The organism is Citrobacter sp. Cm038, from assembly GCF_030333105.1.
Classification (GTDB): domain Bacteria; phylum Pseudomonadota; class Gammaproteobacteria; order Enterobacterales; family Enterobacteriaceae; genus Citrobacter; species Citrobacter murliniae.
This window is the reverse complement of record NZ_JAOWGO010000018.1, coordinates 392,545-409,571: the sequence shown is the minus strand read 5'-3', so window position 1 is coordinate 409,571 and position 17,027 is coordinate 392,545. Positions and strand designations below refer to the sequence as shown.

Below are 17,027 nucleotides of genomic sequence, written 5' to 3'. Positions count from 1 at the left end.
GTTCGCTAATGCTTACCCGGCCAACATAAATATAAAGAACCCGCCATCTGGCGGGTTCTTTTTTACCTCTTCCTGGCGGCTGCTTTTCGCCGTTTATCTAAATCCTTAATCAGCTTGTTCACCTCATCATCAGCAAACATCTTCTCAAGCGTAGTGGAGAGCTTACGTCGCCAGTTTTTATACTGATAGCTGGTCCCAGGGATGTTGACCGGCTCAGCCATATCAAGCCAGTCTTCCGGCTGCAGCCCCAGCAGGGCGCTGTTACTGTCGGCAATGTAGCGTTGCATCCCACGATTGAGGATAGGCGTCATCGACATCAGCGACGCCTTGTGCCCGGCTCGTTTCGGCAGACAGCCATATTTATGCAGCGCATCCAGCAGGCCCTGCTTCGCCAGTTCCCTGTCCTGATACAAGCCGCGCAGTACGACCTCATCCGGGTACAGCCCCAGCGTTTTACCCAGCGTCAAATCACCGCTGTCCCAATAACCTTTAAGCGTTGGAAGGTCATGCGTCGCCGCGACTGCCATTGATTGTTCCGGGTACGCTTGCGGCGCACGGAAATTCTTCTCATGGTCATTCTCAAAATAGAGCACTTTGTATGAATACACGCCGCTGTCGCGCAGCTTGCTGACAATTTCAACCGGGACAGTACCCAGGTCTTCGCCAATCACCATGCAGTGATGACGTTTACTTTCCAGCGCCAGAATAGAGAGCAGGTCGTCTACCGGATAATGCACATACGCACCGTGATCTGCTGTCTCACCGTAAGGGATCCACCACAAGCGCAGCATCGACATGACATGATCAATGCGCAGCGCACCACAGTTCTGCATATTGGCGCGCAGCAGTTCAATAAATGGCTCGTAAGCGCGCGCCGTGATGATGTGCGGATCCATCGGCGGCAGCCCCCAGTTTTGGCCGAGCGGGCCGAGTATATCCGGCGGTGCGCCAACAGAGGCTTTCAGGCAATACAGCTCACGGTCACACCAGGTTTCCGCTCCGCCTTCTGCGACGCCGACCGCCAGGTCGCGGTACAGACCGATTGGCATATCAAAGCCCTGGCTGGTTTCCCAGCAGGCGGCAAACTGGGTATATGCCAGCCACTGTAACCAGAGGTAGAAATCCACTTCATCACGATACTCTTCGCAGAACTGCTTCACCTGCGGTGAGTCCACCGACTGGAACCCCTCCGGCCATACTGGCCAACCCCAGCGCAATTCATCTTCTTTCACCTGATGCGCATGCAGCGCGTCAAACGCCGCCTGCCAGTACAGGCTATCGCCCTCCTGAGTCACAAAACGACGGAATGCCGCCATCTGTTCATCATCACGGGCAGAGAAACCTTTCCACGCCATGCGCAGCGCCGTCATCTTCAACGCGGTCACGGTGGAGTAATCAACCCACTCAGCATCCCGCGCACGTTGCAGAATTTGCTGAGTAGATGGCATCTGCCACCAGTCCTGCGCCTCTTTACTCAGACGGAAATCGTCTACCGCATTCACATCAATATAAATCACGTTCAGCCAGCGGCGTGAAGACGGGCTATACGGGCTGGCACTCTCCGGATTCGCCGGATACAGCGCATGAATCGGGTTCAGACCGATAAACGCCCCGCCACGTTTTGCTACGTCTGCCAGCATGGCGCGGAGATCACCAAAGTCGCCAATCCCCCAGTTGTTCTCTGAACGCAGAGTGTAAAGTTGCACGCATGCGCCCCACAGCTTTTTCCCGGCCAGCAAAGCCGGCGGCTCATAGCAGCGTTTAGGGGCGACGATAATACGACAATGGGTACGCAATTCTCCCTGTGTCAGGGTGAGCGCGTGATACCCCTCCGGCAACTTCGCCGGAAGGTGAAAAGATTTACCGCCGAAGACATGACCTTTGTGCTGCACGCCATCTTCGGTGGTGAGCAGCCAGCTAAACTCACCGTTACCCTCCACCGCCAGCGGCATTTTTTTCCCCACTGTATAAACCATGACGTTTGGCACCGGTGTTACCGCCACTTTCGTGGCGGAGGTAGTGCGATGCATGGCATCAAGCAAACGCCGCTTGGTTTCGGCGCCAATAGACTGCGGTTTACCGTGGGCATTGATGTAATTGGGGCTGATCCCCGCCGCCAGTGCGGCATTATCCAGACGTTTGCTTTCCATCGCGATTCCTTAGCGTTTCGCCTGCCAGATACGAGCCTGATAATCGCGGATGGAGCGATCCGAACTGAACATACCGCAGCGAGCAGTATTCAGAATGGCAGCCCGGGTCCAGGCATCCTGATCACGGTACAATACGTCGACCTGCTTCTGCGCCTCAACGTAAGCTGTGAAATCTGCCATTACCAGATACGGATCGCCGCCCTGCTTACCGATACTGTGCAGCATCTGGTCGAAGGCATGCTTATCGCCATCGCTGTATTTGCCGCTTTCCAGCTCTTTGAGTACCGCATCCAACACTTTGTCTTTCTTGCGCCATTTCACCGGATCATAGCCTTTCGCTTTAAGCCGCTGAACCTCCTCCACGGTGTGACCAAAGATAAAGATGTTCTCGTCTCCCACTTTCTCGGCGATTTCGACGTTCGCACCGTCCAGCGTACCGACCGTTAACGCCCCGTTCAGCGCCAGTTTCATGTTACCGGTGCCGGAAGCCTCTTTCCCAGCAGTCGAGATCTGCTCTGAGATATCCGCCGCCGGAATCAACATTTCCGCCGCCGAGACACAATAATCAGGCAGGAACACAACTTTCAGCTTGTCACCGACTTTCGGGTCGTTATTGATGGTTTCTGCCACCTTGTTAATGGCGAAGATAATATTTTTTGCCAGGTAGTAACCTGGTGCCGCTTTCGCGCCAAACAGGAATACGCGCGGTACGCGATCCGCCTGTGGGTTTTCACGGATTTCTTTGTACAACGCCAGAATATGCAGCAGGTTCAGGTGCTGACGTTTGTACTCATGCAGGCGTTTGATCTGAATATCAAATATCGCGTTGGTTGTAATCTCAATACCGGTACGCGCTTTGATAAACTTCACCAGCCGCTCTTTGTTCGCCAGCTTGATATCGCGATACTGCTGACGGAACGTCGCATCGTCAGCGTATTTTTCCAGATTGATCAACTGATCGAGATCGTTCGCCCACTCTTTCTTCAGCGATTTATCCAGTAAGGCAGCAAGCGCCGGGTTGCACTGTTTGATCCAGCGACGCGGCGTAATCCCGTTGGTGACGTTATGGAATTTATTCGGCCACAGCTGGTGGTATTCCGGGAACAGGTCTTTCACGACCAGGGAGGAGTGCAGCGCTGCCACACCATTGACCGCAAAGCCGCTGACCACGCACATGTTCGCCATGCGCACCTGTTTATTGTGAACTACCGCCAGCTTCGCCCAGACGGCGGCATCGCCCGGCCAGGTTTTATCGACCAGCTTCTTAAATCTGTCGTTTATCTCTTTGATAATCTGCATATGACGCGGCAGCAGTGCTTTCACCAGCTTCTCATCCCAGCACTCCAGCGCCTCCGGCATCAACGTGTGGTTGGTGTAGGCAAAGGTCTTACTGGTAATCGCCCATGCGTCGTCCCAGCTCATCTGGTGCTCATCAATCAGCACGCGCAGCAGTTCTGGAATGGCGATGGTCGGGTGGGTATCGTTCAGTTGAATGACTTCATAATCAGCCAGTTCATGCAATTTACGTCCCGCCAGATGATGACGGCGCAGAATATCGGCAACGGAGCAGGCACACTGGAAATATTGCTGCATCAGGCGCAGTTTTTTACCTGCCGTATGGTTGTCGTTCGGGTACAGCACTTTAGTCAGTTTTTCGGCGTCAATACCCTGCTGCTCTGCGCGCAGGAAATCGCCGTCGTTAAATTTAGTCAGGTTAAACGGATGTGCATGGCTGGCCTGCCACAGACGTAGCGGTTGCGCCACGCCGTTACGGTAGCCCAGTACCGGCAGATCCCAGGCCTGTCCGGTGATGGTAAACCCAGGCTCCCAGAGCCCCTCTTTGCTAACTTTACCGCCAATACCGACCTGTACATCCAGCGCCTCATTATGGCGGAACCACGGATAGCTTCCGCGATGCCAGTCATCCGGGGCTTCCATCTGCTGACCGTCGGCAAAAGATTGACGGAACAGACCGTACTGGTAGTTCAGGCCATAGCCCGTAGCGGACTGGCCAACTGTCGCCATCGAATCGAGGAAACATGCCGCCAGACGCCCCAGGCCGCCGTTACCCAACGCCGGATCGATTTCTTCTTCCAGCAGGTCGGTCAGATTGATGTCATGCGCTTTCAGCTCATCGCTCACGCCCTGATACCAGCCCAGGTTAAGCAAGTTATTGCCCGTCAGACGACCAATCAAAAACTCCATTGAAATGTAGTTAACATGACGCTGATTTTTTGCCGGTTTCGCCGCAGGTTGGGCGCTGAGCAACTCAGCTAAAGCTCCGCTCACCGCCTGCCACCACTGGCGTGACGTCATTTCTGAAGCCGACAATAAACCGAAGCGCTGCCACTGACGCGTCAGTGCAGCCTGAAAGTGATCTTTGTTGAAGGTAGGCTGTGACATAGAGATTCCAGATCCTTAGGTAATAAACAACGTTATCGCTAGTTTGCCAGGCTCGTTGTTGACCTTCCTCATCCTGGCGAGGATTAGGCAGGGAGGAGGAGTGGGGATGAGCATAAAAATGTGATCGCGGCCACTTAAAGGGGATGTGATGGCTCGTACAGATACAGAATACCCGTACATCATCCCCGAAATGCACCACACATTTCGCATTAGCCTGTTGGGCCAGGCTCTTAACCAGACAATACCAAACAGGGAGATGATGTTGAGAAAAAATATGTAAACAGAGAAATAATTTCCAGTCTGAAATACATATAATAATTAAGATATTTCACGCGAAAGTTATATGCCGATCGCAAAATTTGCCGATTTCATTAAACACCCCGGTAGGCGCACGCATAGTAAGGTATTTTTCAATACGGTAAAAATAACGTTGGATCCAGTCGCCACGCCTGTTGCGGCTCTTTGAGATAATTATTGCAATAGATGTATAAAATTGTGACATAGTGCAAAATCAGACACACAAAAAGTCCACTTAGCTTGCATAAAATGACTTTCTGGCCGACCTTATAACCATTAATTACGAAGCGCAAAAAAAATCATTTTTCCCCATTTTCACACAGTGAAGTGACTAACCTATGTTGATTCCGTCTAAATTAAGTCGTCCGGTTCGACTCGACCATACGGTGGTTCGTGAGCGCCTGCTGGCTAAACTTTCCGGCGCGAACAATTTCAGGCTCGCTCTGATAACAAGTCCTGCTGGCTACGGAAAAACGACGCTTATTTCGCAGTGGGCTGCGGGGAAAAATGAATTAGGCTGGTACTCTCTTGATGAAGGTGATAATCAGCAGGAGCGATTTGCCAGCTATTTGATTGCCGCTATCCAGCAGGCAACTGGTGGGCACTGTACGACCAGCGAAACGATGGTGCAAAAACGCCAGTACGCCAGCCTGACTTCTCTCTTTGCTCAGCTATTTATTGAGCTGGCAGAGTGGCATCGTCCGCTTTATCTGGTCGTAGATGATTATCATCTGATCTCTAATCCGGCTATCCACGAAGCGATGCGCTTTTTCCTGCGCCACCAGCCTGAGAATCTCACGCTGGTCGTACTGTCACGTAACTTACCGCAACTGGGTATCGCTAACCTGCGTGTGCGTGATCAACTGCTGGAGATAGGCAGCCAACAATTAGCCTTTAACCATCAGGAAGCCAAACAATTCTTTGACCGTCGTCTTTCATCCCCCATTGAGGCGGCGGAAAGCAGCCGAATGTGTGATGACGTCGCTGGCTGGGCAACCGCATTACAACTGATCGCCCTTTCAGCTCGCCAGAATAACAATTCTGCGCACCAATCAGCGCGCCGTCTGGCGGGTATCAACGCCAGTCATTTGTCCGACTATCTGGTCGATGAAGTTCTGGATAGCGTTGATCAGGGTACTCGTCACTTCCTGCTGAAAAGCGCCATCCTGCGTTCAATGAACGACACGTTGATTACCCGGGTAACCGGTGAAGAAAACGGCCAAATGCGGCTGGAAGAAATTGAGCGTCAGGGTTTATTCCTGCAACGGATGGATGACGTTGGCGAATGGTTTAGCTATCACCCTCTGTTTGGCAACTTTTTACGCCAGCGCTGCCAGTGGGAACTGGCGACCGAGCTCCCCGAAATACACCGTGCCGCCGCAGAAAGCTGGATGGCACAAGGTTTCCCCAGCGAAGCGATTCATCATGCACTGGCCGCGGGCGATGCCCATATGCTGCGCGATATCCTGCTCAATCATGCATGGGGGCTGTTTAACCACAGCGAGCTGGCGTTACTGGAAGAGTCACTGAAAGCCCTGCCGTGGGAAAGTCTGCTGGAAAACCCACGTCTGGTGCTGTTGCAGGCCTGGCTGATGCAGAGTCAGCATCGCTACAGTGAGGTTAACACCCTGCTGGCGCGTGCCGAGCAGGAAATGAAAGGCGATATGGAAACAACCCTGCATGCGGAATTTAATGCTCTGCGTGCACAGGTGGCGATTAACGACGGTAACCCTGACGAAGCAGAACGTCTGGCAAAACTGGCGCTGGATGAATTACCTATCGCCTGGTTCTATAGCCGCATTGTCGCCATGTCGGTACACGGTGAAGTCCTGCACTGCAAAGGCGATCTCACTCGTTCGTTGTCGTTGATGCAACAAACAGAGCAAATGGCACGTCATCATGACGTCTGGCATTACGCGCTCTGGAGCCTGATCCAGCAAAGTGAAATTTTATTCGCTCAGGGCTTTTTGCAGGCCGCCTGGGAGACTCAGGAAAAAGCGTTCCAGTTGATTAAAGAGCAGCATCTGGAGCAACTGCCGATGCACGAGTTTCTGGTTCGTATCCGGGCACAGTTACTATGGGCCTGGGCACGTCTGGATGAATCCGAAGCCTCTGCCCGCAGCGGTATTGAACTCCTTTCCACTTTTCAACCCCAGCAGCAGCTTCAATGCCTGGCTCTGCTGGTTCAGTGCTCACTGGCACGGGGTGACCTGGACAACGCCCGCAGTCTGCTTAATCGCCTGGAAAACCTGCTGGGTAACGGACGTTATCACAGCGACTGGATTTCCAATGCCGATAAGGTCCGGGTAATTTACTGGCAAATGACCGGGGACAAAAACTCGGCTGCCAACTGGCTGCGCCACACGCCAAAACCGGAATTCGCCAACAACCATTTCCTGCAAAGTCAGTGGCGTAACATCGCCCGTGCGCAGATCCTGTTGGGTGAATTCGAGCCGGCAGAGATTGTGCTGGAAGAATTAAACGAAAATGCGCGCAACCTGCGCCTGATGAGCGATCTGAACCGCAACCTGCTGCTGCTCAATCAGCTTTACTGGCAGGCAGGACGCAAAAATGACGCCCAACGCGTATTGCTTGATGCGCTGCAACTGGCTAACCGTACCGGGTTTATCAGCCACTTTGTCATCGAAGGTGAGGCCATGGCGCAGCAGTTGCGTCAGTTGATTCAGCTCAATACGCTGCCGGAACTCGATCAGCATCGTGCCCAGCGTATTTTGCGTGAGATTAACCAACACCATCGCCACAAATTCGCCCACTTTGATGAAGGATTCGTTGAACGTCTGCTGACTCACCCGGAAGTGCCGGAACTGATCCGTACCAGCCCACTGACCCAGCGTGAGTGGCAGGTTTTAGGCCTGATTTATTCCGGTTATAGCAACGAACAAATCGCCGGAGAACTGGCGGTAGCGGCGACAACCATCAAAACGCATATTCGCAACTTGTACCAAAAACTTGGCGTGGCACACCGCCAGGATGCGGTGCAGCATGCGCAGAAACTGCTGAAGATGATGGGGTACGGCGTTTAATTTTGCCCGGTGGCATTGAAGCTTACCGGGCCTACAGATGACCTAGCACAGCTCTAACTGAATGTGATTATCCGCAATCACCTGCATCACGCCCGCTGGCGGCAAGATATCGGTATAGACGGCATCCACCATGCTGATACTCCCCATATTCACCATCGCGTTACGTCCAAACTTCGAGTGATCCACCACCAACATCACATGACGTGAATTTTCAATAATGGCACGTTTGGTGCGAACTTCGTGATAATCAAACTCCAGCAATGAACCATCGCTGTCGATGCCGCTAATACCCAAAATACCGAAGTCCAGACGGAACTGTGAAATAAAGTCGAGGGTCGCTTCACCCATAATACCGCCATCACGGCTGCGCAGTTCGCCACCGGCCAGAATGATACGGAAATCCTCTTTCGCCATCAGCGTGTTTGCCACATTGAGGTTGTTGGTCACAATGCGTAAGTTGCTGTGATTCAGCAATGCGTGAGCCACCGCTTCCGGCGTGGTACCGATGTCTATAAACAGCGTGGAGCCGTTAGGGATCTGCGTGGCAACTTTACGAGCAATACGCTCTTTTTCCGCCGTCTGCGTCGCCTTACGGTCATGCCACGGGGTATTCACTGAGCTGGATGGTAATGCCGCGCCACCGTGGTGGCGCAAAATCATATTCTGATCGGCCAGATCGTTAAGATCCCGGCGAATCGTTTGTGGGCTGACGGAGAAATGCTCCACCAGTTCCTCGGTGCTGACGTATCCCTGTTTTTTTACCAGTTCAATGATCGCGTCATGTCGTTGTGTTTGTTTCATTATAAGTCCCTGGAATTAACAAAGATCTTGTGCCGGATGGCGGCTGCGGCCTTATCCGGCCTGCAATTCGCATTACCATCCCGCTCAATCTCATTCACGTTCGTTTTCGTACATGAATAGTATCTGCAAATGCCATTGCCAGACCGACGGCCAGCCCGGCAATATGTGCTCCGTTCGCCATAGACATGCCGAACAGATCAAACCAGCCGGCAACAATCCAGATCAAGGCAAAGATAATCAAACCGCGTTGCAGGAAAATACCGCTTTGCGGATCGCGCTCGCCGCGCAACCACACGTACCCCATCAACGCATAAACCACGCCAGACAATCCACCAAACCACGGGCCACTAAATTTTTGTTGAACATAGCCGCTCAGCAGCGCGCTGATAACGGTAATGACAATGAGTTTGCCGCTGCCCAGACGTTTTTCTACCGCCCCGCCGAGATACCACCACCACAGCAGGTTAAAAAGAATGTGCATCAGCGAAAAGTGCATAAAAGCGTGGGTGAAATAACGCCAGAACTCAAACTTCAGCGTCGGGTCAAACGGCCACGCCAGCCATAGCATGACCGTCTGGTCGCCCACGACGTTCATCGCGATATACACCAACACGCACGCCGCCATCACAGCCCAGGTCACCGGACCAGCCCGTTCGCGCAGCGTGGCAAGAAACGGAAAACGTTGATAGCGCAGCCCACTGTCTGTCTGGCCAGACTGCCAGCTGGCAGCCAAATAACGCGGGTCCCCTGGATTTTCCAGAAAACGCGCCAGTTCAGCCCGCACGCGCTCAGCCTGGGACTCATCCGCCAGCCAGACATCGGTTTGCTGATGTTGTTGAATTGTCAGAATAACGCCCTGTGTCGCCATATAATCAACAAATGCCTGCGCCACGCGGGGGTTAGCAAAAGAGGTAATCATCAACATTGTTGCTGTCGCTTATTCCACACAAAAGGGGACAGTATATATACCCTGCTCATTTCAGGCTGCATCTTTGTTAGCTTACGAACCAAAAGCCACTTCTGCAGGAAAATGTCGATGCCACGCATCAAAGCCGCCGTCAACGCTGTATACCGCGTCATATCCCTGTTGAAGCAGATATTGCGCCGCGCCCTTACTGCTGTTGCCGTGGTAACACATCACCATCACTGCGGTATCGAAATCATGGTCGCGCATAAATGAACCCAGCGTATCGTTAGTCAAATGAAACGCTTGTGGCGCATGACCCATTGCATAACTTTGCGGATCGCGGATATCCACCAGCACCGCCATTCCATGCAGCAACTTTTGATGGGCTTCTTCGACATTAATACATTCAAACTGATCCATGGTGTTCTCTTTTTCTTTCTCTGCAGGTGTTCAATATTACCGTCCAGTGTACGTTGCCTGCACAGGTAAACGCCATAATGTTATATGTATCACTGTAAATTGTTTATCCGATGTTACCAATGGCGCTATTCTTTGCTATTATGCTCGATAACGAACATTAATGAGCTATAACGAAAGTGCGAGAGGCCAGCATGGAAACCAAAGATCTGATTGTGATAGGTGGAGGCATCAACGGTGCCGGTATCGCGGCAGATGCCGTTGGACGCGGTTTATCCGTGCTGATGCTGGAAGCGCAGGATTTAGCCTGTGCGACCTCTTCCGCCAGCTCTAAACTCATCCACGGTGGCCTGCGCTACCTGGAACACTATGAATTTCGTCTGGTCAGTGAAGCGCTGGCTGAACGTGAAGTGCTGTTGAAAATGGCACCGCATATTGCTTTCCCGATGCGTTTTCGTCTGCCCCATCGCCCACACCTGCGCCCGGCATGGATGATTCGCATTGGTCTGTTTATGTACGATCACTTGGGCAAACGCACCAGTTTACCAGGTTCAACTGGTTTGCGTTTTGGCGCAGACTCGGTGATGAAGCCTGAGATCGTGCGCGGTTTCGAATATTCTGACTGCTGGGTAGACGATGCGCGTCTGGTTCTGGCAAACGCCCAAATGGTGGTACGTAAAGGTGGCGAAGTCTTGACCCGCACTCGCGCCACTTCCGCTCGTCGCGAAAACGGTCTGTGGATTGTCGAAGCAGAAGATATCGATACCGGTAAAAAACACACCTGGCAGGCTCGCGGCCTGGTAAACGCCACTGGCCCGTGGGTAAAAGAGTTCTTCGATGACGGAATGCACCTGCCATCACCGTATGGTATTCGCCTGATTAAAGGCAGCCACATCGTGGTACCACGCGTGCATACCCAGAAGCAGGCTTATATCCTGCAAAACGAAGATAAGCGTATTGTTTTCGTTATCCCCTGGATGGATGAATTCTCAATTATCGGTACCACTGACGTTGAGTATCAGGGCGACCCGAAAGCGGTGAAGATTGATGAAAGCGAAATCAATTACCTGCTGAAGGTCTACAACGCACACTTTAAGAAACAACTGGGCCGTGATGATATCGTCTGGACCTATTCTGGCGTCCGCCCGCTGTGCGATGACGAGTCCGATTCACCGCAGGCTATCACCCGTGATTACACGCTGGATATCCACGATGAAAACGGCAAAGCGCCGCTGCTTTCCGTCTTTGGCGGCAAACTGACGACCTACCGTAAGCTGGCAGAACACGCGATGGAAAAACTGTCGTCTTACTATCAGGGCATTGGCCCGGCATGGACCAAAGAGTGCATCCTGCCCGGCGGTGATATTGGCGGAGATCGTGAAGACTACGCGGCAAAACTGCGCCGCCGCTATCCGTTCCTGACCGAGTCTCTGGCACGCCACTACTCGCGCACCTACGGTAGCAACACGGAATGGATCCTCGGTGACGCGACCTCGGTTGCTGAGCTGGGCGAAGACTTCGGCCATGAATTCTACGAAGCAGAGCTGAAGTATCTGGTCGATCACGAATGGGTGCGTCGCGCAGACGATGCCCTGTGGCGTCGTACGAAAGAAGGTATGTGGCTGAATGCCGAACAGCAGTCGCGCATGACCCAGTGGCTGGTGGAATATGTGGAAAAACACCAGTTGTCGCTAGCGTCTTAAGACACACGCTATAAAACTGTAGGCCCGGTAAGCGTCAGAGCCACCGGGCCTTTTGCCGGATGGCGGCTAACGCCTTATCCGGCCTACAGGTCATCCTATCCCTTGTTACAACCGCACCGAATCAATATGCCAGATGTTTTCGGCATACTCTTTGATCGTCCTGTCTGATGAGAAGTACCCCATATTGGCGATATTGATCATCGACTTCGTGGTCCACTCTTCCGGACGGCGATACAGTTCGTCTACCTTATCCTGGCAATCGACATAGCTGCGGTAATCCGCCAGCACCTGGTAGTGGTCGCCAAAGTTGATTAACGAGTCCACCAGATCACGATAGCGTCCCGGCTCCTCAGGGCTGAATACGCCGCTGCCGATTTGCGTCAGCACCTGATGCAATTCTTCATCTTTCTCGTAATATTCACGCGGTTTGTAGCCTTTACTGCGTAATGCTTCGACTTCTTCCGCTGTATTACCGAAGATAAAGATATTTTCCGCACCCACATGCTCCAGCATCTCGACGTTTGCTCCGTCCAGCGTGCCAATAGTCAGCGCTCCGTTCAGAGCAAACTTCATATTGCTGGTACCGGAAGCTTCCGTCCCTGCCAGAGAAATCTGTTCAGACAGGTCGGCTGCAGGGATGATCATCTGCGCCAGGCTGACACTGTAATTGGGAATAAACACCACCTTCAGCTTGTCGCCAATCTGCGGATCGTTATTGATCACTTTAGCGACATCGTTGATAAGATGAATAATGTGCTTCGCCATGTAATAGGCCGAAGCAGCCTTACCGGCGAAGATATTGACGCGTGGTACCCACTCGGCTTCAGGATCGTCCTTAATGCGGTTGTAGCGGGTGATCACATGCAGCACATTCATCAACTGCCGTTTGTACTCATGAATACGTTTGATCTGCACGTCAAACAGCGATTTCGGGTTCACTACCACGTTAAGCTGTTGGGCAATGAGCGCAGCCAGACGCTTTTTATTCTCCAGCTTTGCCTGGCGCACTGCGTGATTCACCAGCGGATAATCACAGTGCTGCTCAAGCTCGCTGAGCTGGCTGAGATCGGTACGCCAGGTGCGGCCAATATTCTCATCCAGCACATCGGAGAGCGGCGGGTTCGCCAGCGCCAGCCAGCGACGAGGAGTCACACCGTTGGTCACATTACAGAAGCGCGTCGGGAAAATCTTCGCAAAATCCGCAAACAACGACTGCACCATCAGGTTGGAGTGCAGCTCAGAAACGCCGTTCACTTTATGGCTCACCACTACCGCCAGCCATGCCATACGCACACGACGACCGTTGGATTCATCAATGATCGACGTCCGCCCCAACAGGCCGGTATCATTCGGATACTGCTCCTGTAACGTTTTCAGGAAGTAATCGTTAATCTCAAAGATGATTTGCAGATGGCGCGGCAAAATTTTACCCAGCATATCGACCGGCCAGGTTTCCAGCGCTTCACTCATTAACGTATGGTTGGTGTAAGAGAAGACCTGACAGCACACTTCAAACGCGTCATCCCAGCTAAATTTGTGCTCATCAATGAGCAGGCGCATCAGCTCCGGAATAGACAGCACCGGATGGGTATCGTTGAGGTGAATGGCGATTTTATCCGCCAGATTGTCGTAGGTTTTGTGCAACTGATAATGACGACTCAGGATGTCCTGCACCGTGGAGGAGACCAGAAAGTACTCCTGACGCAAACGCAGCTCGCGCCCTGAATAGGTGGAGTCATCCGGATATAGCACACGAGATACGTTCTCGGAGTGGTTTTTATCTTCCACCGCCGCGAAGTAATCCCCCTGGTTAAATTTACCAAGGTTGATTTCGCTACTGGCCTGGGCGTTCCACAGGCGCAGCGTGTTGGTGGCGTCGGTATCGTAGCCCGGGATAATCTGGTCGTAAGCCACCGCGAGGATCTCTTCAGTTTCAATCCAGCGCGTTTTCTTGCCTTCCTGCTGAATACGACCGCCAAAACGTACTTTGTAGCGGGTATTGTGGCGTTTAAACTCCCACGGGTTACCATATTCCAGCCAGTAGTCCGGGGATTCTTTCTGTCGGCCATCAACAATGTTCTGTTTGAACATGCCGTAGTCATAACGAATACCGTAACCACGTCCCGGCAGGCCCAGCGTCGCCAGAGAATCCAGGAAACAGGCTGCCAGACGCCCGAGACCACCGTTTCCGAGGCCGGGGTCATTTTCTTCGTCGATCAGATCTTCAAGATCTAACCCCATACCTTCCAGTGCATTTTTTACATCGTCGTAGATTCCCAACGATAACAGTGCATTAGAAAGTGTGCGGCCAATCAGAAACTCCATTGACAGATAATAGACCTGGCGAGTTTCCTGAGACAATTGCGCACGGTTAGAACGCAGCCAGCGCTCCACGAGACGATCCCGCACCGCGAATAATGTGGCGTTCAGCCACTCATGTTTATTGGCAATGACCGGATCTTTACCAATAGTGAACATCAGCTTATAGGCAATAGAATGCTTAAGTGCCTCTACGCTGAGTGTGGGCGATGCATAAGTAAATGGAGCATTCATATAGGTGATTCCTGGATATCTATTTCAAGCGATAGTAAAGCTCACGGTAAGACTTCGCCGCGACTTGCCAGCTAAAATCCATGGTCATGGCCTGACGTTGTACAAACCGCCAAAGCGAAGGCCGGGACCACAATACGAAAGCACGCCGAATCGCCCGCAACAGCGACCAGGCATTACTATCTTCAAATACAAACCCACTGGCGATACCGTCCGCCAGGTTTTCCAGCGAACTATCAGACACCGTATCAGCCAGCCCACCGGTGCGCCGCACCAGCGGCAGCGTGCCGTACTTCAGTCCATACAATTGCGTTAAGCCACATGGCTCAAAGCGGCTGGGAACCAGAATGACATCGGCCCCACCCATGATGCGATGAGAGAAGGCCTCGTGATAACCAATCTGCACCCCCACCTGCCCTGGATGCTCTGCTGCAGCGGCCAGGAACCCCTCCTGCAACACCGGATCGCCCGCGCCGAGTAACGCCAGCTGTCCACCCTGCTCTAACAAACCCGGCAGCGCTTCCAGCACCAGGTCCAAACCTTTCTGGCTGGTCAGGCGACTTACCACTGCAAAGAGCGGCACTTTATCGTTAACCTTAAGCCCCATTGCAATCTGCAACTGACGCTTGTTCTCTGCTTTATCCTCCAACGTATCGCGGGTATAGCGCGATGCCAGCAGCAAGTCCGTTTCCGGACTCCAGATGTTTTCATCGACACCGTTCAGTACGCCGGAAAGACGCCCCTCGCGATGGCGCTGCTGCAACAAACCTTCCATCCCGTAGGCAAACTGCGGCTCAGTGATTTCCCGCGCATAGGTCGGGCTGACCGCTGTAATGTGGTCGGCGTAGTACAAACCGGCCTTCAGGAATGAAATCTGCCCATTGAACTCCAGACCATGCACATTAAAGAACGACCATGGCAATTGGATGTCATCCATATGCTTTGCATAAAACATGCCTTGATACGCCAGATTGTGCACAGTGAACACAGACTTCGCCGGATGGCCGCGCGCCGCCAGATACGCCGGGGCCAACCCGGCATGCCAGTCGTGCGCGTGCACCACATCCGGGCGCCAGAATGGATCAAGACCACAGGCCATTTCACATCCGACCCAGCCGAGCAGTGCAAAGCGCAGGACGTTATCGGTATAAGCAAACAGATTTGTGTCGTGATACGGGCTGCCGGGGCGGTCATAGAGATGCGGCGCATCAATCAGGTAAATGCCGACACCGTTGTAATGTCCGAACAGCAAGGTGATTCTGCCAGCAAAGGTATCCCGGCGCGTTACAACCTGCGCATCAGGGATACCACGGCGAATATCGGGAAACGCCGGGAGCAGCACGCGGGCATCCACTCCGTCCGCAATTTGCGCAGCGGGCAATGCCCCAATCACATCCGCCAGTCCCCCGGTTTTTAACAGGGGAAACATCTCTGAACATACGTGTAAAACCTGCATTATCGCTCCTGTTTGATCTGCAGTTTGCGTAGCATTTCACGCGTGACCAGCACAATGCCTTCCTCTGAACGGTAGAAGCGACGTGCATCTTCTTCCGCATTTTCACCAATGACCATACCTTCAGGGATAACGCAGGCGCGGTCGATGATACAGCGACGTAACCGGCACGAACGCCCTACCCACACTTCAGGTAACAACACTGCCGAATCAATGTTACAGAATGAATTCACCCGCACCCGCGGGAACAGCACGGACTGCACCACCACCGAACCGGAAATAATACACCCACCGGAAACCAGCGAGTTCAGCGTCATTCCGTGGCTACCGGAACGGTCCTGCACGAACTTCGCTGGTGGCAGTGATTCCATATGTGTACGAATCGGCCAGTCCTGGTCATACATGTCCAGTTCAGGCGTTACCGAAGCCAGATCGAGGTTCGCCTTCCAGTAGGCCTCCAGTGTTCCAACATCACGCCAGTACGGCTCGGATTCCGGGTCGGACTGTACGCAGGACAACGGGAAAGGATGTGCAAACGCCATACCCGCTTCGGTGATTTTCGGGATGATATCTTTGCCGAAGTCATGGCTTGAGTTTTCGTCCAGGTCATCTTCCGCCAAAAGTTCATAGAGATAATCGGCGTCAAATACGTAGATCCCCATACTGGCGAGGGATTTTGTTGGATCATTTGGCATGGCTGGCGGATTTGCCGGTTTTTCAACGAATTCGATAATTTTGTCGTTTTCGTCCACATCCATTACGCCAAATGCGCTGGCCTCTTCAATCGGTACCGGCATACAGGCTACGGTGCAGCGAGCGCCCTTCTCAACGTGGTCGATCAGCATGCGCGAGTAATCCTGTTTATAAATATGATCCCCCGCGAGTATCACCACATACTCCGCTTTATAGCGTCGAATGATGTCCAGGTTTTGCGTTACCGCATCTGCCGTTCCGCGATACCAGTTTTCCCCCTGCATTCTTTGCTGAGCAGGAAGCAGGTCGACAAACTCGTTCATCTCTTCGCTGAAGAACGACCAACCGCGCTGGATATGCTGTACCAGCGTGTGCGACTGGTACTGCGTGATCACGCCAATACGGCGGATCCCGGAGTTAAGACAGTTGGATAAAGCAAAATCGATAATGCGGAACTTACCGCCAAAGTGTACGGCTGGCTTGGCGCGTTTGTTGGTTAAATCTTTCAGGCGTGTCCCGCGGCCACCGGCCAGGATTAGGGCAACAGATTTCAATGGCAGCTGGCGCGCCAACATTACACGATCGTTCTTATCTAAACTCACCATGACT

General features: G+C 52.8%; 10 protein-coding genes. 2 read left to right on the top strand and 8 right to left on the bottom strand.

What is annotated here, in order from left to right; translation table 11 throughout:
* Positions 1–62 precede the first annotated feature (62 nt).
* Both malQ and malP read right to left on the bottom strand, forming a co-directional pair.
* Positions 63–2,150, bottom strand: coding sequence for a 4-alpha-glucanotransferase (gene malQ / locus OGY01_RS10790; RefSeq protein ID WP_045448466.1), 2,088 nt, complete (start codon positions 2,148–2,150; stop codon positions 63–65).
* A gap of 9 nt (positions 2,151–2,159) precedes the next feature.
* Positions 2,160–4,553: a maltodextrin phosphorylase gene (malP, locus tag OGY01_RS10785; protein WP_045448468.1), complete on the bottom strand. Its 2,394-nt coding sequence runs from the start codon at positions 4,551–4,553 to the stop codon at positions 2,160–2,162.
* Positions 4,554–5,188: 635 nt separating this feature from the next.
* Between malP and malT the strand changes: the two genes are divergently transcribed.
* On the top strand, positions 5,189–7,894 hold the full coding sequence (gene malT / locus OGY01_RS10780; RefSeq protein ID WP_045448470.1) for an HTH-type transcriptional regulator MalT: 2,706 nt from the start codon (positions 5,189–5,191) through the stop codon (positions 7,892–7,894).
* Between the two features lie 42 nt (positions 7,895–7,936).
* Here the strand turns inward: malT and OGY01_RS10775 are convergent, their stop codons facing one another.
* From OGY01_RS10775 to glpE, 3 genes are all read right to left on the bottom strand, one after another.
* Positions 7,937–8,695: a DeoR/GlpR family transcriptional regulator gene (locus OGY01_RS10775; RefSeq protein WP_045448472.1), complete on the bottom strand. Its 759-nt coding sequence runs from the start codon at positions 8,693–8,695 to the stop codon at positions 7,937–7,939.
* A gap of 94 nt (positions 8,696–8,789) precedes the next feature.
* Positions 8,790–9,620, bottom strand: a complete 831-nt coding sequence (gene glpG, locus OGY01_RS10770) for a rhomboid family intramembrane serine protease GlpG (protein ID WP_045448474.1) — start codon at positions 9,618–9,620, stop codon at positions 8,790–8,792.
* 75 nt (positions 9,621–9,695) lie between these two features.
* A complete protein-coding gene (gene glpE, locus OGY01_RS10765; RefSeq protein WP_045448476.1) occupies positions 9,696–10,022 on the bottom strand; it encodes a thiosulfate sulfurtransferase GlpE in 327 nt (108 codons plus the stop codon).
* 191 nt (positions 10,023–10,213) lie between these two features.
* Here glpE and glpD point away from each other — a divergent pair, with 191 nt between their 5' ends.
* On the top strand, positions 10,214–11,722 hold the full coding sequence (gene glpD, locus OGY01_RS10760; protein ID WP_286493093.1) for a glycerol-3-phosphate dehydrogenase: 1,509 nt from the start codon (positions 10,214–10,216) through the stop codon (positions 11,720–11,722).
* A 105-nt stretch (positions 11,723–11,827) separates the two neighbouring features.
* Here glpD and glgP read toward each other — a convergent pair whose 3' ends face one another.
* From glgP to glgC, 3 genes are read right to left on the bottom strand one after another with little or no spacing between them, the layout of a single operon-like run.
* Positions 11,828–14,275, bottom strand: a complete 2,448-nt coding sequence (glgP, locus tag OGY01_RS10755) for a glycogen phosphorylase (protein WP_286493092.1) — start codon at positions 14,273–14,275, stop codon at positions 11,828–11,830.
* Between the two features lie 19 nt (positions 14,276–14,294).
* Positions 14,295–15,728, bottom strand: a complete 1,434-nt coding sequence (gene glgA / locus OGY01_RS10750) for a glycogen synthase GlgA (RefSeq protein ID WP_045448482.1) — start codon at positions 15,726–15,728, stop codon at positions 14,295–14,297.
* Positions 15,728–17,023, bottom strand: a complete 1,296-nt coding sequence (gene glgC / locus OGY01_RS10745) for a glucose-1-phosphate adenylyltransferase (protein WP_045448484.1) — start codon at positions 17,021–17,023, stop codon at positions 15,728–15,730. The genes glgA and glgC overlap by 1 nt, the downstream gene beginning before the upstream one ends.
* Between the last annotated feature and the right edge of the window lie 4 nt (positions 17,024–17,027).